At 70.8% G+C, this 17,575-nt stretch carries 19 protein-coding genes, 1 tRNA gene and 2 pseudogenes; 16 read left to right on the forward strand and 6 right to left on the reverse strand.

Going from position 1 to position 17,575, the window contains the following annotated elements; all coding sequences use genetic code 11:
* Positions 1-28: 28 nt before the first annotated feature.
* On the reverse strand, positions 29-415 hold the full coding sequence (locus ACIP67_RS10845) for a YchJ family protein (RefSeq protein ID WP_401690570.1): 387 nt from the start codon (positions 413-415) through the stop codon (positions 29-31).
* Positions 416-890: 475 nt separating this feature from the next.
* Between ACIP67_RS10845 and ACIP67_RS10850 the strand changes: the two genes are divergently transcribed.
* From ACIP67_RS10850 to ACIP67_RS10890, 9 genes and pseudogenes are all read left to right on the forward strand, one after another.
* A complete protein-coding gene (locus ACIP67_RS10850; protein WP_189418471.1) occupies positions 891-1,100 on the forward strand; it encodes a hypothetical protein in 210 nt (69 codons plus the stop codon).
* On the forward strand, positions 1,084-1,596 hold the full coding sequence (locus ACIP67_RS10855) for a DUF6879 family protein (RefSeq protein ID WP_401690572.1): 513 nt from the start codon (positions 1,084-1,086) through the stop codon (positions 1,594-1,596). The genes ACIP67_RS10850 and ACIP67_RS10855 overlap by 17 nt, the downstream gene beginning before the upstream one ends.
* On the forward strand, positions 1,593-2,426 hold the full coding sequence (locus ACIP67_RS10860) for a helix-turn-helix domain-containing protein (protein ID WP_401690574.1): 834 nt from the start codon (positions 1,593-1,595) through the stop codon (positions 2,424-2,426). The genes ACIP67_RS10855 and ACIP67_RS10860 overlap by 4 nt, the downstream gene beginning before the upstream one ends.
* A 62-nt stretch (positions 2,427-2,488) precedes the next feature.
* A complete protein-coding gene (locus ACIP67_RS10865) occupies positions 2,489-2,692 on the forward strand; it encodes a hypothetical protein (RefSeq protein ID WP_401690576.1) in 204 nt (67 codons plus the stop codon).
* A 33-nt stretch (positions 2,693-2,725) separates the two neighbouring features.
* Positions 2,726-2,848 (forward strand): hypothetical protein, encoded by a 123-nt coding sequence (locus tag ACIP67_RS10870; RefSeq protein WP_356149245.1) that lies wholly within the window; start codon positions 2,726-2,728, stop codon positions 2,846-2,848.
* 78 nt (positions 2,849-2,926) lie between these two features.
* Positions 2,927-3,064 carry a hypothetical protein gene (locus ACIP67_RS10875; RefSeq protein ID WP_173456875.1) on the forward strand — a complete coding sequence of 46 codons (138 nt, stop codon included), beginning with the start codon at positions 2,927-2,929 and terminating at the stop codon, positions 3,062-3,064.
* A 14-nt stretch (positions 3,065-3,078) separates the two neighbouring features.
* Positions 3,079-4,262: pseudogene (locus tag ACIP67_RS10880) on the forward strand (cupin domain-containing protein).
* Positions 4,259-5,164 (forward strand): aldo/keto reductase, encoded by a 906-nt coding sequence (locus ACIP67_RS10885; RefSeq protein WP_401690579.1) that lies wholly within the window; start codon positions 4,259-4,261, stop codon positions 5,162-5,164. Before ACIP67_RS10880 ends, ACIP67_RS10885 begins: the two are co-directional and overlap by 4 nt.
* Complete coding sequence (locus ACIP67_RS10890) at positions 5,145-5,999, forward strand: hypothetical protein (protein ID WP_401690581.1); 855 nt, start codon at positions 5,145-5,147, stop codon at positions 5,997-5,999. Before ACIP67_RS10885 ends, ACIP67_RS10890 begins: the two co-directional genes overlap by 20 nt.
* Positions 6,000-6,050: 51 nt before the next feature.
* Here ACIP67_RS10890 and ACIP67_RS10895 read toward each other — a convergent pair.
* A pseudogene (locus ACIP67_RS10895) lies at positions 6,051-6,377 on the reverse strand (helix-turn-helix domain-containing protein); the annotation flags it as partial.
* 83 nt (positions 6,378-6,460) lie between these two features.
* Here ACIP67_RS10895 and ACIP67_RS10900 point away from each other — a divergent pair.
* Entirely contained in the window at positions 6,461-6,784 is a 324-nt protein-coding gene (locus tag ACIP67_RS10900; RefSeq protein WP_401690583.1) for a hypothetical protein, read from the forward strand.
* 32 nt (positions 6,785-6,816) lie between these two features.
* Positions 6,817-8,199, forward strand: coding sequence for a tyrosine-type recombinase/integrase (locus ACIP67_RS10905; RefSeq protein WP_401690585.1), 1,383 nt, complete (start codon positions 6,817-6,819; stop codon positions 8,197-8,199).
* Here ACIP67_RS10905 and ACIP67_RS10910 read toward each other — a convergent pair.
* Positions 8,161-8,248: transfer RNA gene (locus ACIP67_RS10910), tRNA-Leu, on the reverse strand. The genes ACIP67_RS10905 and ACIP67_RS10910 overlap by 39 nt on opposite strands.
* A 205-nt stretch (positions 8,249-8,453) precedes the next feature.
* Between ACIP67_RS10910 and ACIP67_RS10915 the strand changes: the two genes are divergently transcribed.
* From ACIP67_RS10915 to ACIP67_RS10925, 3 genes are all read left to right on the forward strand, one after another.
* Positions 8,454-9,782, forward strand: coding sequence for a M20/M25/M40 family metallo-hydrolase (locus ACIP67_RS10915; RefSeq protein ID WP_401690587.1), 1,329 nt, complete (start codon positions 8,454-8,456; stop codon positions 9,780-9,782).
* Between the two features lie 165 nt (positions 9,783-9,947).
* Positions 9,948-10,181 carry a chaplin ChpH gene (gene chpH / locus ACIP67_RS10920; protein WP_401690589.1) on the forward strand — a complete coding sequence of 78 codons (234 nt, stop codon included), beginning with the start codon at positions 9,948-9,950 and terminating at the stop codon, positions 10,179-10,181.
* 195 nt (positions 10,182-10,376) lie between these two features.
* Entirely contained in the window at positions 10,377-11,198 is an 822-nt protein-coding gene (locus tag ACIP67_RS10925) for a chaplin (protein ID WP_401690591.1), read from the forward strand.
* An 81-nt stretch (positions 11,199-11,279) separates the two neighbouring features.
* On the opposite strand, the gene ACIP67_RS10930 is transcribed toward ACIP67_RS10925, so the two are convergent.
* Positions 11,280-11,468: a DUF5703 family protein gene (locus ACIP67_RS10930; RefSeq protein ID WP_385066927.1), complete on the reverse strand. Its 189-nt coding sequence runs from the start codon at positions 11,466-11,468 to the stop codon at positions 11,280-11,282.
* 47 nt (positions 11,469-11,515) lie between these two features.
* Here ACIP67_RS10930 and ACIP67_RS10935 point away from each other — a divergent pair, with 47 nt between their 5' ends.
* Positions 11,516-12,373 carry a hypothetical protein gene (locus ACIP67_RS10935; RefSeq protein WP_401690593.1) on the forward strand — a complete coding sequence of 286 codons (858 nt, stop codon included), beginning with the start codon at positions 11,516-11,518 and terminating at the stop codon, positions 12,371-12,373.
* A 127-nt stretch (positions 12,374-12,500) separates the two neighbouring features.
* On the opposite strand, the gene ACIP67_RS10940 is transcribed toward ACIP67_RS10935, so the two are convergent.
* Together ACIP67_RS10940 and ACIP67_RS10945 are read right to left on the reverse strand one after the other, a co-directional pair.
* Positions 12,501-15,158, reverse strand: coding sequence for a helix-hairpin-helix domain-containing protein (locus tag ACIP67_RS10940; protein WP_401690595.1), 2,658 nt, complete (start codon positions 15,156-15,158; stop codon positions 12,501-12,503).
* Positions 15,155-16,141 carry an aldo/keto reductase gene (locus ACIP67_RS10945; protein ID WP_401690597.1) on the reverse strand — a complete coding sequence of 329 codons (987 nt, stop codon included), beginning with the start codon at positions 16,139-16,141 and terminating at the stop codon, positions 15,155-15,157. The genes ACIP67_RS10940 and ACIP67_RS10945 overlap by 4 nt, the downstream gene beginning before the upstream one ends.
* A gap of 202 nt (positions 16,142-16,343) precedes the next feature.
* On the opposite strand from ACIP67_RS10945, the gene ACIP67_RS10950 reads away from it, so the two are divergent.
* Entirely contained in the window at positions 16,344-17,399 is a 1,056-nt protein-coding gene (locus ACIP67_RS10950; RefSeq protein ID WP_401690599.1) for an LLM class F420-dependent oxidoreductase, read from the forward strand.
* Positions 17,400-17,575 lie beyond the last annotated feature (176 nt).

A 17,575-nucleotide genomic window follows, 5' to 3' on the forward strand; every position in this document is an offset into this window, starting at 1 on the left:
GCAGTCCCCCCGGGGCGAGGCCCTGCCGCTACTCCGCCGGGAACTCCCCGTCGACGTACACCCAGCCCCCGTCGACCCGCTCGAACCGGCTCCGCTCGCGCAGGGCGCCGCCCCGGTAGCAGGCCCGGAACTCCACGACGCCCGTGGTGTGGAAGGCGGATCCGTCCACCGTGTCGAGGATCTCCAGCCCGGTCCACCGCATCCGCGGATCGAGGTCGAGCCGCTCGGGCCGGGTCCGCGGGTGCCAGGTCCGCAGCAGGTAGCCGGCGTCCCCGTGCACGAAGGCGCTGTACCGCGAGCGCATCAGTGTCTCGGCGGTCGGTGCGACGGCGTCGCCGGAGTGGAAGCGGCCGCAGCACTGCGCGTACGGCCCGGGCAGCCCGCACGGGCAGGAACGGCTGGTCATGGTCACCATTGTGCGGGACGGCCGGACCGGCACGCGGACACGAGCGAGGGCCGCGACCTGATGGTCGCGGCCCTCGCTCTTCCGTGTGTCCGAGGGGGGACTTGAACTCTCCTCTCGGGCACCAGCCCCCAACCGCTCTGAACTGGGGAAACGCCCGTCGATAGGCTTTATTTCGGCGGGCGTTTCTCCTGTTCTTTCCTGCTGTTTCAGGCCCTCTCGGGCCCCTGTTGGTCATGCGTTGGTCACGTGACCAACCCTCCTCCGAGGCGTCCGTCCCTGGTCAGGCTTCCGGGACGGCGCCACGGGGCTACGCCCAGTCTGCACGGGCACGTGCGCGACCACGTACCGGGGTGGCGCCGGGGCGGTCGACGCCCTGTTTATGCAAGGACACGCATAGTCGCGTTCGCGCATAGACGCGTGACATCGCCCCCTCTAGTGTCGTTGGGCAGGCGGCCCAAACGGGGCCAGAGCAAGGGGGTTCGGCATGTCCGAACGTTCGGCACTCACCCGGCTCACGGGCAACGGCAACGGCGAGTGCGGAGAGAAGGACTGCCCGAACGTGTACCGCACGGCTACCGGGTCGTTCGTGGTGCAGGGCGACGTGTCCGACGCCTTCACCCCGCCCTCCGGGGAAGGGCTCGTGGAAATCCCGGAGGCAGTTCTCAGGGAGGCGTTCCGTGCACTTGGATGGTGACGCGTGGAATGACTGCTTCGATTCCATGGAGCGTGAGGCGTGGCGACTGGAAACGCTGCCCGTCTACACCATGCCCCAGGAAGCGGAGAAGCTGAAGCGCTCCCTCGCCGGGGAGAAATCCCCCGACGATTACACGTCGGCCTGGATGGACGAGATTCGGCAATGGACCTCGGAAGGAAAGAGCGTCGGCAGGGTGCACGTCGTGACCCGCCCGCTCTCGGACTACCTTCGGTTCGAGTTCGAGTATTACTACCGGCACCACGTGAAGGTGGGCGAGGATATCCGCATCCTCGACCTCACCGACCGGGAGAACCCGGGACTTCCGGATCAGGACTTCTGGATGTTCGATGAGTCCAAGGTGGTCCTGATGAACTACCGGGCGGACGGGACGCAGATAAACCGGGAGCTCTACGAGGGTGATCCCGAACCGTACCGGCAGTGGAAGCGAATTGCCGTTGCCGAGTCGGTTCCATTCCTGGAGTACGTGAGCGGGTGACGTTCGACCCTGAGCAGATGGGCCAGCCGAAACAGGAACTGGCGGCCCTGCTGAAAGAACTACGCAAGCGAGCCGGCCTCACTGGGGACCGGCTCGCTCGGCGTTGCAACATGTCCCAATCGAAGATCAGCCGGATTGAGAACGGGAAAGCTCAGCCGAGCCTACTGGACCTGGAAAGAATCCTACGAGCCGTTGTGGCTCCACCCGAGGTCATCGAGGAGGTCATCGCCCTCGCGCGGCTGGCCAACACCGAATGGCAAGACTTGCGCTCGCTGCGCCGTAGGGGCCTGGAGAAGAAGCAGACTGAACTTGCAGCCCTCGAATCCTCGTCTACGGACTTCCGCTTCTTCCTGCTCTCGATGATTACAGGACTGCTGTCCACCCCTGAGTACATCCGGGCCAGCCTTGCCCATTCCCCGGCCGATGTCACTAAGACGATCGCGAGGAAGCTGGAGCGGCAGGAGGTTCTTTACGACACGAAGAAGCGGTTTACCTTCATCCTGACCGAGCAGGCTGTGAGGTGGCCGCTCCTGCCCCCGGCTGCGATGGCAATGCAGATTGACCGACTGGCCTCGCTTACCCACCTTACGAACGTGAAGCTCGGCGTTATCCCAATCGCGGGATACAAGCCCATGGCGCCTATGGACACCTTCACCATCTATGACAACACGCTGGCCACCGTGGAGAACACGACCGGTGTCGTGATCCTGAGAGATCCGAGAGACATCGAAATGCATCTCGAACTGTTCTCCACGCTGGAGGGGTACGCGTTGTTCGGGGAGGAAGCGCGAGCGTCGTTGGCGGAGTGGTCTGCCGCTTGCCGTTCATGATCTTTGGTCCATGACGGGAAAGAACTACACAACCCCCGCTTTCCAGGTCAATGATTTCCCCCATGGCGGCGACCGAGCGAGACGAAACGAGAAACCGCGACGGCGGACGCATGACCCTGCGGGTGTCATACGACGGCGGCCGGACGTACGGCCCGGTTCGTGAGGTGCAGGTGGACCCGCAACGCAGTGATCTTGGGTTCACCGACCAAGTACCCGCCCTGCGGGTGCCCTCGGTGCACGGGCCGCAGCTCGCCGTCTGTGAGTGATCTCCGCCCTGTCGCGGCGGAGCAGAAGACGGCGTGAGTCGCGGCCTGGGCCGCTGGGTGCTGCGGCACTTCGGCCGGTACGCGGGGCCGCTGTACCTGGCCATGATCCTCGGCGGCTGTGCCGTGGTTCTCGCCGGAGCCCTGGCGATCCGGTAACCGCCGGGCTCGCCGTTGTCCCCCTTTGCTTCCCGCCTGATCCCGGGCGGGAGTCCCCGAGAAGAGAGAGGTAGTCCGATGGTGGAAGAGAACACCGGTTCCGTGGCCCCCGAGGGGGGCGGCCTGCTCATCGCGAAGCGGAAGATCGTGGCCGCGCGCACTCGTGCCGAGCAGGAGTCGGACGTCAGCGGTGGCCGTTCCGACGGCAACGACTGACGGGAGCGCCCACGTTGCTTGATGCAGCCTCGTGGGCGGGGCGTCTGGGCGGGGACAAGTTCCTCGCCCGGACGTACCACCGCTCCTACGCACACATCCCCGGAGCCGCCGACACGGCTGGCCTGTTCTCCTGGGACGACCTGAACCGAATCATCGCCACACAGCGGCTGGAGCCGCCCCGGCTACGCCTCTCGGTCGACGGCGAGATGGTCCCGCTGCACCGCTACGCCATCCCCACCACCGGCGAGCGGTCACCTGGTCCCGCATCCAACCGTCCGACTTCCACGCCCAACTCAGGGACGGCGCGTCGCTGGTCCTCGACGCGGTGGAGAAGATCCACCCCGCTGTGGGGGCGGCTGCGGAGGGGCTGGCTCGCTTCCTCGGGACTTCCGTGCAGGCCAACGTGTACGCCTCGTGGACCGAGCGGGAGGGCTTCGGCCGGCACTGGGACGACCACGACGTGGTGGTGGTCCAACTGCATGGCTCGAAGCGGTGGCGCCTGTGGGGGATGACCCGCGAGGCGCCCACCTTCCGAGACGTGGAGTCGCCGGAGGAGCCGGAGGGCGACCCCCTGGCGGACCTCGTTCTGTCCCCGGGTGACGTGCTCTACCTGCCGCGCGGCTGGTGGCACGCGGTCACCGCTGACCAGGGGACGGAATCCCTTCACCTCACCTTCGGCACGGTCACGCACACGGGCGCTGACCTGATGCTCTGGGTCGTGGATCAGCTCCGGGCGTCCCTCGCGCTCCGCAGGGACATCCCACGCTTCGGTCCGCTGGCGGAACAGGCGGACTTCATCGACGCCGTGAGCCGTGAGGTGACCGACATGATGGCGGACCCGCGTCTCGTGGAGCGGTGGGCGGAGTCGATCGACACGACCGACCTGGGCCACGCGATTCCGTCCCTGCCCTACGTAGACGGGCTCCCCGCACGAGGGGAGATCACGGTCAAGTTGACCGCTCCGAGGGGCCGCCTGACGGCGAACCCGGCAGAGGGCACGGTCACCTTCTCGGCAGCCGGTACCGCGTGGGACTTCGCCGAGTCCGCCGCTCCCGCACTGGGCACGCTGCTGACCAACCAGCCGACCACGCTGGGCGAGATGGCCGACTCAGCCGGACTGGAGGTCAAGGACGTAGCCGAACTGGTCTCCGTCCTCATCGACGGCCACGCCGTCGCAGTCGTGGGGACGGCGCTGTGACCGCCGCGCTCTCCCTGGGGACATACCGCGTGCGTGCTGTCAGTCAGGCGGCACGCACCGCCCTGGCTGCCGGTAGCCCCTGGGTGGACACGGCGCCCAACTACGCCCACGGTCGGGCGCACGCGGAACTGCGCCCGCTTCTCAGGGAGTACCCGACCGTGCGGGTAGCCACGAAGGCGGGGTTCTTCACGGAGGAACAGGGCCGCACCGCACTGGCTGACGGCGTGCTCACCCGGGAAGAGGCGGCCGGTAGACACAGCCTTGAGCGGGGCTTTGTCCGCTGGCAGACGGAGCGCTCGTTGGCCACGCTCGGGCGCGTGGACTTGGTGTTCGTGCACAACCCGGAGCACGACGGCCAGGGCCTTGACCGTACGGCTCTGCACGGGCGTGTGCGGGAAGCCTTTACGGCACTGGAGGAGTTCGCCCGCACGGGCAGGATCGGCGGGTACGGCGTCGCCACCTGGTCGGGCCTGACCTCCGGGGCGTTCAGCGTGCCCGAGTTGCTCACTCTCGCCCGAGAGGCGGCGGGTACCGCCGAGCATCACTTCACGGGGTTGCAGATGCCCGTCAGCCTGATCATGGATGCCCCGATCACACAGGCACTGAACGGCGGCGGACCACTGGTGCAGGCGAAGGACGCGGGGCTGATCACGTTCGGCTCCGCGCCCCTGCACGGGGGCGCCCTCCTCGATGCCATGACGCCCGAACTGGTGAACCTCATCCGCCCTGGCTTGTCGGCCGCAGCCGCTGCCCTGCTGGCCGCTGGCTCGTGCCCTGGCCTCGATGTCGTCCTGACTTCCGCGAGCACCCGTGAACACTGGGACGATGCGGCGAAGGCTCTGGCTGCGCCTATGACGGCCCAGGAACTCAGGAGGGTGACGGATGAACTCGCCAGTGAATGAGGAGGTGCAGGCCCTGATGGAGGCCGCCCACGACCGGGCGGCCAAGGCACTGGGTCTCACCTGCACGGGGTCGCTGGCGTGGGGCTTCCTCGGTGTCACCCTCGGACGCCGAGCGGGGGACCGGTGGCTGCGGGTGAGCCGGACGGCGAAGAGGAACGCGGGCAGGAAACGAGGGGAGGGCATCGTCGGCGCCTCCGAGCTGGTGCCTGACGGCGTCCCTCGTCCCCGACTGTACGAGGTGCACGACTGGACTGACGGGGAGTGGGCTTTCGAGGCGGAAGTCCTCGACTACGTGACGCAGCCGATCGTGTCTCCCGACCGGGCCGACATCGACCGCGACCCGGGGTTGCCTGACGAGTGGTGGGCGGACCTTCGCCAAGCCCTTGCCCTGCTCGCTGAAGTGGAGGGTGTGAAGACGACTGTCCGGGATGGGTGGATCGAACGGGCCTTCCCCCAGTTCCTCGGCATCCCGGCCCCCGCCAAGGTGGAGCGGGTGACCGGTCACGGTGACCTGCACTGGGGCAACCTCACCGCTGCACCCCTGTGCCTGCTGGACTGGGAGCGGTGGGGCTTGGTGCCGTTCGGCTATGACGCGGGGCTCCTCCACGCCAACAGCCTGCTCGTTCCTGACGTAGCCGCCCGCATCCGCAGGGAGTTCGCGCCGACCCTCGACACCCCGGCCGGCCGAATCGGGGAACTCGCGGCGCTGGCCGAGATGCTGCAAGCCGTAGCCCGTGGCTGGTACCCCGACCTTGCACCACGGCTCGTTGCCCGCGCGGAGGCGCTCACCGGTGTTCGCCCACCCGTTCCGGTGCGCTCCGAGGTGAGCGCCTGACTGCGCCCCTGTGCGCCTGTCCCAGGCGCTCTCACCGATGTGCCGGTACAAGGTGGCCCGGGAGATCCCCAGCGCCTTGGCGATGGCGGTGATGCTCTCTCCCTTGGCGTGCCTGGCACGGGCTACGGCTAGCTTGTCGTCGTCCACGACGGAGGGGCGTCCACCGTGGTTGCCCTTACGGGCCGCAGTGTCCAGCCCCTCCAACGTCTTCTCCCGGATGCCCTCCCGCTCCACCTCGGCGGCCACGGCCAGGACGGCGAACACGATGGCACCCGCTCCGTTTGGGTCGTACACGCCCTGCAAGGGACCGGAGAGGAGTGCGAGTTGGATGCCGTCCGCTTGCAGGGTGGAGGACAACGTCATGAGTTCTGCCGCGTTGCGGGCAAGGCGTAGCGCGCGGCATCACGAGCACGGTCCTGCGGCAGGTCGACACCGCCGCGTTCGCGAAGGACGCAGGGTCGATGACAAAGCTGACCCGCGCTGGACAGCAGGCGATCGAGAGCTTCCGGCGGGAGCTTGCCGGCCTCCCCAAGGGGGTTTCGGACGAGTACCTCGCGGTGCTCTCCGCCCTGTACGTGCGCTTCGTGAACCTTGGACGGACGGCACCCGCTCAAGACCTTGAGCTGTGGACGGGAACGAAGCAGGCGACGTTGAAGGGCCACCTTCGAGCGGCGCGGCAGCGTGGCTTCCTGACCAAGGTCGAAGGCAAGGCGGGCGGACAGCTCACGGACAAGGCGATCGAAACGCTGAGGGGGATCGATGTCGAACAGGTGCGACAGCCGTAGCGGCTGGGACAGAGCGAGGGGGAACTAGCCGGATGGCAAAGCGCGGCAACGGGCTCGGTGGGACTCCGGTGGAGATCTCGCGCACGGGCCGACCGAACACCTGGGGCGTGCGTACGCCCCTGCACTTCAACCCGGCGACGGGCAAGAGGGAGCACTGGATAGGCCGGGAGTATAAGAACAAGACCGAGGCGGAACGGGCGCTGCGCAAGTGGCATACCGACCACGAGGCAGGCACCCTCACACCCCGCTCCGACATGACCATGGGACAGCTCATGGAGGGATGGCTTGCCAAGCACCGGGGCGAGGACACCACGAAGGAGGGGTACGAGCCGAAGATCCGGCTGCACATCAAGCCGCACATCGGCAGGGTGAAGGTGGTGGAGGTGACGGACGAGCGGCTGGACGAGCTGTACCGGCTCTTGGAAACCGCGCCCATCGAGGCCAACGGGAACAAGCCGCTCGGACCCAAGAGCGTCCGCCACATACACAACATCATCTCGGCCGCGCTGGACTCGGTGACCGGACCGAGGAAGCTCCTCGCGGTCAACCCGGCGCACACGGCGAACCCGCCCACGGAACGGCAGATCAAAGCGGCACAGCCGGACTTCCCCACGCTCAACGATCACGAGACGGGGCGGTTCCTAGCGGACATCTGGAAGCCGTGCGGCAACCGGGCCTGTGACGGCGGGCTGTCTCACCACTGCCTTCGGGACGCCCCGCTGTGGACCTCGTACGCGGCCACCTCATGCCGACGCTGCGAAGTGCTGGGGTGGAAGTGGTCGCTCATCCACTGGGATGAGTGCGCCATCGAACTGGCCTGGGTCGTAGTCGAAGAGGGCAACACCTACCGGCTGCGCAAGCTCACCAAGGATGGAGACGACAACGCGATCATCTACGTAGACCAAGCCCTGATGAACGTCCTGAAGCGGCAGAAGGAACGCCAGGACGCGGAGCGGGAGCGGCTCGGGGATCTCTGGGTGGATCATGACCTTGTGTTCGCCCGTGACGGCTTCAAGCTGTACCGGGGCGAGGCAGGCGGACCCCAGGACCCCGAGAAGGTGTCGGCCCGCTGGCGGACGGCACGCAACCGTCTGCACCTGCCGGAGAACTTCCGGCTGCACGACTGGCGGGCGTCGAAGATCACGAACGATCTCGACAACCACGAGAACCCCGTAGAGGTCTCGGCCAACGCCCGGCACCACTCGCCGGGCTACACCATGGCGCGCTACGGCAGGCGTCGCGCCGAAGGGGCGAAGAAGCTGGCCGCTTCCAGCGCTGCCCGGTCTGACCAGGAGATTCGCTCGGCTGTTGGTCACGTGGTTGGTCACGCCACAGCCGGAGAAACAGAAAAACCCCAGGTGAACTGGGGTCTCTGCTGGTGTCCGAGGGGGGACTTGAACCCCCACGCCCGATAAAGGGCACTAGCACCTCAAGCTAGCGCGTCTGCCATTCCGCCACCCGGACAAGGTGTCTGTCGTGCGGGGTTTCCCCCGCGGCGACGTCGTAAACATTACCAGGCTTTCGAGGGTGCTCGATCACAGGTGGCCCGTCGGCCGCCGCGGCGGCGGTCGTGAACGGGGTGTGACGGGCCGGGTCCGCTCTTGGGCGCGGACGGCGGGCGGGGGGAGGATGAGGGGGACCCACAGCAGCGACAGCGGGAGGAATCAGCGTGAGCGCGACGGACGACACGGCCAGGGGCGTCACCGGCGAGGACGAGGTCGTGGACCTCTGCCGTGAGCTGATCCGGTTCGACACCAGCAACTACGGCGACCACTCGGGACCGGGTGAGCGCAAGGCGGCCGAGTACGTCGCCGAGAAGCTCGCCGAGGTGGGCCTGGAGCCGAGGATCTTCGAGTCGCACCCGGGCCGGGCCTCCACCGTGGCCCGCATCGAGGGCGAGGACCCGTCCCGGCCCGCGCTGCTGATCCACGGCCACCTCGACGTCGTACCGGCCAACGCGGCCGACTGGACCCACGGCCCGTTCTCCGGCGAGGTCGCCGACGGGTGCGTGTGGGGGCGGGGCGCCGTCGACATGAAGGACATGGACGCGATGACCCTGGCGGTCGTCCGCGACCGGCTGCGCACCGGGCGCAGGCCCCCGCGCGACATCGTGCTCGCGTTCCTCGCCGACGAGGAGGCGGGCGGCACGTACGGCGCCCGGTACCTCGTCGACCACCACCCCGAGCTGTTCGAGGGCGTCACCGAGGCGATCAGCGAGGTGGGCGGCTTCTCCTTCACGGTCAGCGAGGAGCGGCGGCTCTATCTGATCCAGACGGCCGAGAAGGGCATGCACTGGATGAAGCTGACCGTTGCCGGCACCGCCGGGCACGGTTCGATGATCCACCGTGACAACGCGATCACCGAGCTGTCGGAGGCGGTAGCGCGGCTGGGCCGCCACAAGTTCCCGGTCCGGGTCACCAAGACCACCCGGGCCTTCCTCGACGAGCTCGGGGACGCGCTCGGCATCGAACTGGACCCGGAGGACATGGAGTCCACCCTCGCCCGGCTCGGCGGCATCGCCAAGCTGATCGGCGCCACCCTCAGCAACACCGCCAACCCGACCCAGCTCGGCGCCGGCTACAAGGTCAACGTCATCCCGGGCGAGGCCACCGCCCACGTCGACGGGCGCTTCCTGCCGGGGCACGAGGAGGAGTTCCTCGCCGACCTCGACCGGATCCTCGGGCCGAAGGTGCGGCGGGAGGACGTGCACGCCGACAAGGCCGTGGAGACCTCGTTCGACGGGGCGCTGGTGGAGGCGATGCAGTCGGCGCTGCTCGCCGAGGACCCGACCGCCAAGGCCATCCCCTACATGCTCTCCGGCGGGACGGACGCCAAGTCCTTCGACGACCTCGGCATCCGCGGCTTCGGCTTCGCCCCGCTGAAGCTGCCGCCGGAGCTGGACTTCGCCGGCATGTTCCACGGCGTCGACGAGCGGGTGCCGGTGGACGGGCTCCAGTTCGGGGTGCGCGTACTCGACCGTTTCATCGACGCGTCCTGAATTGTCCAATTCTCCCGGTGGAACGAGAATGGACTAATCGTGCGCCTGTGCGGACGTGACTGGGAAGAGTGAATGCGACGATAAGCGCGTAGCCTCATTAATTCCTCCTCGTTACTGGTGATGCGATCCGCTGATGGGGATCGCTTTTGTCAACTAGGAGGAATAATGATCAAGAAGGTCGTCGCCGTCGCGGCTGCCACCGGTGGGCTGGTTCTCGCGGGCGCGGGCCTGGCCGTCGCCGACTCCGGTGCCCAGGGTGCCGCGGTGCACTCCCCGGGCGTCGTGTCCGGCAACGTGATCCAGGTGCCCGTGCACGTCCCCGTGAACGCCTGCGGCAACACGATCTCCGTGATCGGCCTGCTGAACCCCGCCTTCGGCAACTACTGCGTCAACAAGTGACGCCGACCCGCTGAGGGGTCGTCCACACCGTCGGTCCCGGAGCGCGCGCCACCCGCTCCGGGCCCCACCCGTCTTTTAGCGTCCCGTAACGCGGGTGTGGAAGGAAAAGCCGAAGAAGTTCGAAGAACCCGAGGCAATCGCGTCCCTGGAATGACGCGAGCAATTCGGGACGAGATCGAAAGCAGGGACTCAGCAATGCGACAGGTCACCCGCAAGAGCCTGATGACCGTGGCGGCGGCGACGGGGGTGATCGCCGCCGCCGGCGGCTACGCCCACGCCGACTCCGGCGCACACGGGTCCGCCTCCCACTCGCCCGGTGTCGCGTCCGGCAACACGGTCCAGGCGCCGGTGGACGTGCCGGTGAACGTCTGCGGCAACACCGTCGACGTGATCGGCATCCTCAACCCGGCCGTCGGCAACTCCTGCGCCAACCGGAGCGCCGACCACGGCGGCGGGGGCCGGCACACGGGCGGCGGCCAGCACGGCGGGGGCGAGCACGGCGGACACGGCGGCGACCAGGGCGGCCCCCAAGCGCACAGCGGCTCGGGCGGCGCACACGCGGGCGGGCACACCGCCCACTCGCCCGGTGTCGCCTCCGGCAACCACATCGAAGCGCCGATCCACGTGCCGGTGAACGTCTGCGGAAACAGCATCGACGTCATCGGCGCCCTCAACCCGACGACGGGCAACCACTGCGCCGACGACAGCGCCCCCACCGGCCACGACTACGGCACGCCTCCCGGCGACCGGGCCCCCGGCGACCCCGGCACCCAGAACCCCGGCAAGCCGGCCGACTCCGCCCCGGCCGGACCCGAGGGCGCGCCGTCCACCCCGGAGCGGGTCACCCCGGCCGGCCACGCGTCCGCGCGGCAGCCCGCCCGTGCCGCGCAGCCCGCCCACTCGGCGCAGCTCGCGCGGACCGGCAGTGAGCTGCCCCTGGGCCTCGCCCTGCCGGTCGGCGCGGGCACCCTGCTCGCGGGCGCGGTGCTCTACCGCAAGGCACGCGCCTCGGCGTAACCGGCCACGCGCCTTCGGCGCCCTCCACGACGGAGCGGGCCCCGCCGCCACGGGGCCCGCTCCGTCTTCGTCGTGTTCAGCTCACCACGTGGCACGCGCCTGGCGAATGATCCGGCGGCGCAGGCGCACCCTACGGCTGCCGTCGCGCAGCAGGCTCAGGCGGTGCAGCTCCCAGTGTCCGTACTCGGCATGGTCCGTCAGCAGACGTGTCGCCTCCTTGCGGGAGACCCCGCGCGGTACGTACACGTCGACAAATTCGTATTCCGGCATCGCATCTATTGTGCGGGCTGGGGCCCGGTACGGATAGCGTCTGCTCTATGTCTGATGCTGCGCAGCCCACCGCTGCCGAGGTACGCGCCGCCGCCGAGGCGGTCAAGACCGCGCTCGACCGCCACCTGGCCGCGGTCGAACGCAGGACGGGGGAGGACGACCCGGCCGTCTACGAGGCGTTCAACCAGCTGGCCGCGGCGGCGGAGGCGTACGACGAACTGCTCTACGACCGCTACGACGAGGTCACCCCCTTCGAGATCCCCGCGGCGGACGACTCGCTGCCGCCGTATGCGGGTCCGGAGGAACCGAACGCGCTGAGCGTGCTGATCCGCCGCGACTACGCCGTGGCGGACCAGCAGCGGCTGCTGGGGCAGGCCCAGCGGGTCGAGGCAGCGGAGTACACCGGCGGCGCCGACGCGGACAGCCGGGCCTCCGGTACCGTCCACGGGGCGCTGGGCCTGTTGTTCGGGGAGTTCGAACCCGACGAGATCGCCTCCCGGCACAAGGAGTTCGGCCTGGAGGAGGGCGACTCCACGCTGTGGGTGGTGGCCGCGGAGGAACCGGCCGAGCCGGGCGAGTGGCTGGAGGCGCCCTTCGAGCAGGTCGACCCGCAGCGGGTGGTCTGCCGCTTCGACGTGAGCTCGGTGTTCGACGACGACCTCGACGACCTGGAGGCGGCCGACGGCATCGAGGAGACCGGTGACATCGACGACGTCGACGAGGTGGAGGACATCGACGACGTCGAGGACGCGGTGGACGACGTCGACGTCGACGTCGATGACGATCTCGACACCGATCTGGACGAGGACGGCGAGGACGGCGAGGACGGCGAGGACGGGGATCCGGGGCCGCTGGACGCGGACCGGGTGGGACGGGCCAGCCGTGCGGGCCGCGTGGACCGGTAGTCGCGTGGACCGGTAGTCGCGCGGACCGGTAGTCCGCGCTGCTCGGTCCGGGCCGCTGTGACCGACGGCAGGCGGCGGTGGCGAGGGGTTCGACCCGCCACCGCCGCCGTTCGCTGTGTCCCGCCCGTCAGCCGGCCGCCGGCACCAGGGCGCGCAGCAGGGCGGACAGCCGGGTGGTCCGGGACTTCGCCGGTACCTCGGCCACCGCTCGCGGCAGGGCCTGCTCGACCCCGTGGACCACGGACAGATGGCGCTCCGCCCGCCCGAAGGCCGTGTAGACCCAGGGACGGGAGAGGGTCCGCGCGGCGTCCCCCGGCAGCACCACGACCGCCGCCGGCCACCGGGCGCCCACCGCCTGGTGGGCCGTCAGTGCCCAGCCGTGCCGCACGGACTGCTCCACCCGCTCGCGCGGGACGACCACGGGGGCGCCCGCCAGGGACAGGTGCAGCCCGTCCGCGTCGGCCTTCACCACCTGGCCCGCGACCGTGCGGCCCGGCGCGGGGGAGTAGGCGATCCGGTCCCCGGGGTCGAACCCGCCGAAGCGGCCGGGGCCCGGGTTGCAGCGCTCCTTGAGGGCGGCGTTGAGCGCGCGCGTTCCGGCCGCCCCACCGTGGCCCGGGGTGATCACCACCGTCTGCTCGGGGGCGATCCCGAAGGCCCGCGGCACCGAGTCCACGACGAGTTGCACGGTCCGGTGCACGGCTTCGCCCGCGTCCCGCACCGGGACGATCACGATCTCCTTGCCGGGCGCGTCCACCTGGTTCAGCTCGCCGACGCCGATCCCGGAGACCAGTTCGCCGAGCGGACCCGGGTCGGGCGTGCGCGAGGCCACCTGCGGACACGCGCGCGCGGCGAGCAGGTCGGCGAAGACCCGGCCGGGCCCGGCCGACCACAGCACGGCCGGATCCCCGCTGAGCACCAGCCGGGCCGCGTCCGGCAGCGACTCCGCCGCCATCGCCGCGGTCTCGACGTCCAGTTGCGGGGCGTCCAGCAGGATCAGCAGGTCCACCGCGAGCGCGCCGTCGGTGTCCCGGCCGGGGCCCTCCGCGCCGGAGAGCAGACCGGACAGGGTGACCACGGCGTCGTCCCCCTCGTCCACGAGGGAGGCGAGCCGGCGCCGTCCGTCCGGTGCGTGGCAGGCGGCCACGGCGCGCAGACCGAGGGCCCGGGCGGCGGTGAGCAGGGCCGCGGTCTCCGCGCGGGCGGCCTCCCCGCCGGTGTGCAGCACCAGCCCGTGGGCGGCGACCGCGCGGATCAGTTCGGCGGCGCTGCCGCGGGCCGCGGCGGCCGCCGACTCCCAGTCGGCGGAAGCCTCCTTGGGCGGGGAGTTGACCACCCGTGCGAGGCCGTCGGCGAGGCTCTCCTCGGCGAGCGCGTACCGCTCCAGGCCGACCAGGACCCGGACCGGGCGTGCCTCCTCCTCGTCCTCCTCGGCCTGCTCCCCCTGTGCCTCCGCGGCGCGGTTCGTCCCGGCCGAGGCGGCGCCCGGCTCCTCCAGGGCGTCCTGGAAGGCGAGGGCCTCGCCCTCCGCGAGGGTGCTCTGCACCGCCGCGTCCGCGTCCGGCACGCCCTGCCGGTCGAGCGCGGTCGTCAGGGCGGGCAGCTCCAGGCCGGTGTGTCCGGCCAGGGCGGCCTGCTCCAGCAGCCACACCGTCACCGCGCGGCCCCGCCGCTCGTCGTCCGGGGCGCAGTCGGCGCCGAGCAGCGCCCGCGCGAAACCGTCGGCCTGTTCGGGCCGTACCCCGGGGACGCGCAGCAACTGCCAGGGATCCTCGCCCAGCGCCTGCTCGGCGCCCTCGCCGAGGGCGGAGGCGACCTGCGGCGCCAGCGCCTCGGGCGCGCCGCCGCCGGCCAGGACGCGCCGGACGGCCTCGACGGCCTCCGGGGCGGGCGCCGAGCCCGCGGCGGCGGGTTCCGCGACCACCGGCTGCGGTCGCCGCTCGGGCTCCGGGGCCGGGCGGCGCGGGGCGGGAGCGGGCTCGTCGAACACGGTGGCGGCGGGCTTCGCGCCGCTCTCCACGGCCCGGACGGCCGCGAGCAGGTCGGCGGCCTTTCCGCTGAGCTTGGTGCCGCTGTCGATCGGCGCCTTCTCGGCCTTGCGCCGCTCGATCCGCTCCCGCTCCAGCTTCTGCGCGGCCAGCTCGGCCTCGGCCTCGGAGAGCGACCCCGCGTCGGCGCCGTCGCCGGTTCCGGAGTCCGCCCCACGGCCGCTGTCGTCGCCGGTCCCGGACCCTGCCGTACCGCCGCCGTCCGCGCCCCCGGAGGTCGTGCCCTCGGCCGGTGTGCCCCCGGAGGTCGTGCCCTCGGAGGTCGTGCCCTCGGAGGTCGTGTCGTCGGCCGGTGTGTCTCCGGAGGTCGTGTCGTCGGCCGGTGTGCCCCCGGAGGTCGTGTCGTCGGCCGGTGTGTCTCCGGAGGTCGTGCCGTCGGCCGGTGTGCCCCCGGAGGTCGTGTCGTCGGCCGGTGTGTCTCCGGGAGTCGTGCCGTCGGCCGGTGTGCCCCCGGAGGTCGTGCCGTCGGCCGGTGTGCCCCCGGAGGTCGTGTCGTCGGCCGGTGTGCCACCGGGAGTCGTGCCCTCGGCCGGTGTGTCTCCGGGAGTCGTGTCGTCGGCCGGTGTGTCTCCGGAGGTCGTGTCGTCGGCCGGTGCGTCCCCGGAGGTCGTGCCCTCGGCCGATGTGCCCCCGGGAGTCGGGCCGTCGGCACGTGTGCCCTCGGCAGGTGTGGCGTCGTCCGGGGTCCCCGGCCCGGTGTTCTCCGTCGTCTCGGGGGGCTCCGGCTCCGTGCTCACAGCGTGCTCCAGTCGTGATCGGGATAGCGGTGCACGGGCGCCGACACGTCGTCGAGCGCCCGGCAGATCTCGTCAGGAAGACTAAGGGCCTCCACTGACAACGCGGCCGTGAGCTGCTGCGCGGTGCGCGCTCCGACGATCGGGGCGGTCACGCCGGGCCGGTCGCGGATCCAGGCCAGGGCCACCTGGAGCGGGGTCACCGCGAGCCCGTCCGCCGCGGTCGTCACCGCGTCCACGATGCGGCTCGCGGTGTCGTCCAGGTACGGCTCGACGAAGGCCGCGAAGTGGTCGGAGGCGCCGCGCGAGTCCGGGGGCAGCGCGTCGCCCCGGTACTTGCCGGTGAGGACGCCCCGGCCCAGTGGCGAGGAGGGCAGCAGACCGATGCCCAGGTCCAGCGCGGCCGGCAGCACCTCGCGCTCCACGCCCCGCTGGAGCAGCGAGTACTCCATCTGCGTACTGGCCAGCCGGGTGCGGGCGCCCGGTGCGGCGAGCTGCCAGGTGGCGGCCTTGGCGAGCTGCCAGCCGCAGAAGTTGGAGACGCCGGCGTAGCGGGCGCGGCCGCTGGCGACCGCTATGTCGAGGGCCTGGAGGGTCTCCTCCAGCGGGGTGGAGGAGTCGAAGGCGTGCACGTGCCACACGTCGACGTGGTCGGTGCCCAGCCGGGCGAGGGAGGCGTCCAGGGCGGCGAGGAGATGACCGCGCGAGCCGTCGAAGCGGCGTTCCGGGTCGGGCACGCTGCCCGCCTTCGTCGAGATGATCAGGTCGCGGCGCGGAACCAGGCCCTCCATGAGCCGCCCCAGCAGGTACTCGGCCTCTCCGTCGCCGTACACGTCGGCCGTGTCGACGAGGGTCCCGCCCGCCTCCCAGAACGTCTTCAAGAGGTCCGCGGCGTCGTGCTCGTCGGTGTCGCGCCCCCAGGTCAGGGTGCCGAGCCCGACGCGGGACACACGCAGGCCGGTGCGGCCGAGATGCCTCTGCTCCATGAACGCCGAGGTTACTGGCCAGAACTGGGCCGTGGGTTGCCTGTGGACAACCGAATTCCGGGCGGTCCCGGTCCGGGTTCGGGCAGGCCGAGGAGCCGTCCGGTCCGACACCGCCCTCGTCGCGCCGCCCTCCCCCCGACGGCGGCCTCCGCGCTACTGTCTGCCCGACAGCGTCGTTACTGATCGGTAAGGGGAATCGGCCATGCAGCTCGGGATCAACCTCGGCTACTGGGGTGCCGGAATGGACGGGGACAACCTGGCCGTGGCCCAGGAGGCCGACCGGCTCGGATACGCCGTGTGCTGGGCCGCCGAGGCCTACGGCTCCGACGCGGCCACCGTGCTCAGCTGGGTCGCCGCCCAGACCGAGCGGATCGACGTGGGCTCCGCCATCTTCCAGATCCCGGCGCGGCAGCCCGCGATGACCGCGATGACCGCCGCCACCCTCGACTCCCTCTCCGGCGGCCGCTTCCGCCTCGGCCTCGGCGTCTCCGGCCCGCAGGTCTCCGAGGGCTGGTACGGCGTGAAGTTCGACAAGCCGCTGTCCCGCACCCGCGAGTACGTCGAGATCGTCCGCAAGGCGATGACCCGGGAGCGCCTGTCGTACGAGGGCGAGCACTGGACGCTGCCGCTGCCGGACGGACCGGGCAAGCCGATCAAGCTGACCGTGCACCCGCAGCGCGAGCACATCCCGCTGTACATCGCGGCCATCGGACCGAAGAACCTGGAGCAGACCGGCGAGATCGCCGACGGCGCCCTGCTGATCTTCCCGTCCGCCGACCACCTCGAGGACACCGCGGTCAAGCACCTGCGGGCCGGGCGCGAGAAGGCCGGGAAGACGCTGGAGGGCTTCGACGTCTGCCCGACCCTCCCCCTCGCCGTCGGCTCCGACGACGACGTCGAGCGGCTCGCCGACACCTTCCGCCCCTACACCGCGCTGTACGTGGGCGGCATGGGCAGCCGCAAGCAGAACTTCTACAACCAGCTCGCCCGGCGCATGGGCTACGAGCAGGCCGCCGCCGAGATCCAGGACCTGTACCTGGCCGGTGACAAGGAGGCCGCCGCGGCCGCCGTCCCGCACGAGCTGATCGACCGGACGACGCTGCTGGGGTCTGTCGAGCGGATCGCCGACCGGATGAAGGCCTACGCGGCGGCCGGCGTCACCACCCTCACCCTCGCCCCCGCGGGCTTCACCCTCGACGAGCGCCTGGCCTCGCTGCGGGCCGGCGCCGAGGCGCTGGAGCGCGCCGGCCTGGCGTAGGGGGAGGCAGCGCGCCGGCCTGGCGTAGGGGGAGGCACGCGCCGACCGGCGTAGGGGGAGGAGGTCCGTCGCCCGGCGAGCAGGTCACGGAGGGGTGTTCAGCGGCCGTGGTGGGGGCTCGGGGGTCTTCCCCGCCACGGCCGTCACGGGGAACAACGCGCCGCCGCCCGCGCGGT

This window comes from Streptomyces sp. NPDC088812, from assembly GCF_044750285.1.
In the GTDB taxonomy this organism is placed as follows: Bacteria; Actinomycetota; Actinomycetes; order Streptomycetales; family Streptomycetaceae; genus Streptomyces.

Bases quoted from the DNA above. Each gene is read 5' to 3' on its own strand.
- ACIP67_RS10845 (WP_401690570.1), bottom strand. From the start codon at position 415: ATGGTGACCATGACCAGCCGTTCCTGCCCGTGCGGGCTGCCCGGGCCG.
- ACIP67_RS10850 (WP_189418471.1), top strand. From the start codon at position 891: ATGTCCGAACGTTCGGCACTCACCCGGCTCACGGGCAACGGCAACGGC.
- ACIP67_RS10865 (WP_401690576.1), top strand. From the start codon at position 2,489: ATGGCGGCGACCGAGCGAGACGAAACGAGAAACCGCGACGGCGGACGC.
- ACIP67_RS10875 (WP_173456875.1), top strand. From the start codon at position 2,927: ATGGTGGAAGAGAACACCGGTTCCGTGGCCCCCGAGGGGGGCGGCCTG.
- ACIP67_RS10890 (WP_401690581.1), top strand. From the start codon at position 5,145: ATGAACTCGCCAGTGAATGAGGAGGTGCAGGCCCTGATGGAGGCCGCC.
- ACIP67_RS10900 (WP_401690583.1), top strand. From the start codon at position 6,461: ATGACAAAGCTGACCCGCGCTGGACAGCAGGCGATCGAGAGCTTCCGG.
- ACIP67_RS10905 (WP_401690585.1), top strand. From the start codon at position 6,817: ATGGCAAAGCGCGGCAACGGGCTCGGTGGGACTCCGGTGGAGATCTCG.
- chpH (WP_401690589.1), top strand. From the start codon at position 9,948: ATGATCAAGAAGGTCGTCGCCGTCGCGGCTGCCACCGGTGGGCTGGTT.
- ACIP67_RS10925 (WP_401690591.1), top strand. From the start codon at position 10,377: ATGCGACAGGTCACCCGCAAGAGCCTGATGACCGTGGCGGCGGCGACG.
- ACIP67_RS10930 (WP_385066927.1), bottom strand. From the start codon at position 11,468: ATGCCGGAATACGAATTTGTCGACGTGTACGTACCGCGCGGGGTCTCC.
- ACIP67_RS10935 (WP_401690593.1), top strand. From the start codon at position 11,516: ATGTCTGATGCTGCGCAGCCCACCGCTGCCGAGGTACGCGCCGCCGCC.
- ACIP67_RS10945 (WP_401690597.1), bottom strand. From the start codon at position 16,141: ATGGAGCAGAGGCATCTCGGCCGCACCGGCCTGCGTGTGTCCCGCGTC.
- ACIP67_RS10950 (WP_401690599.1), top strand. From the start codon at position 16,344: ATGCAGCTCGGGATCAACCTCGGCTACTGGGGTGCCGGAATGGACGGG.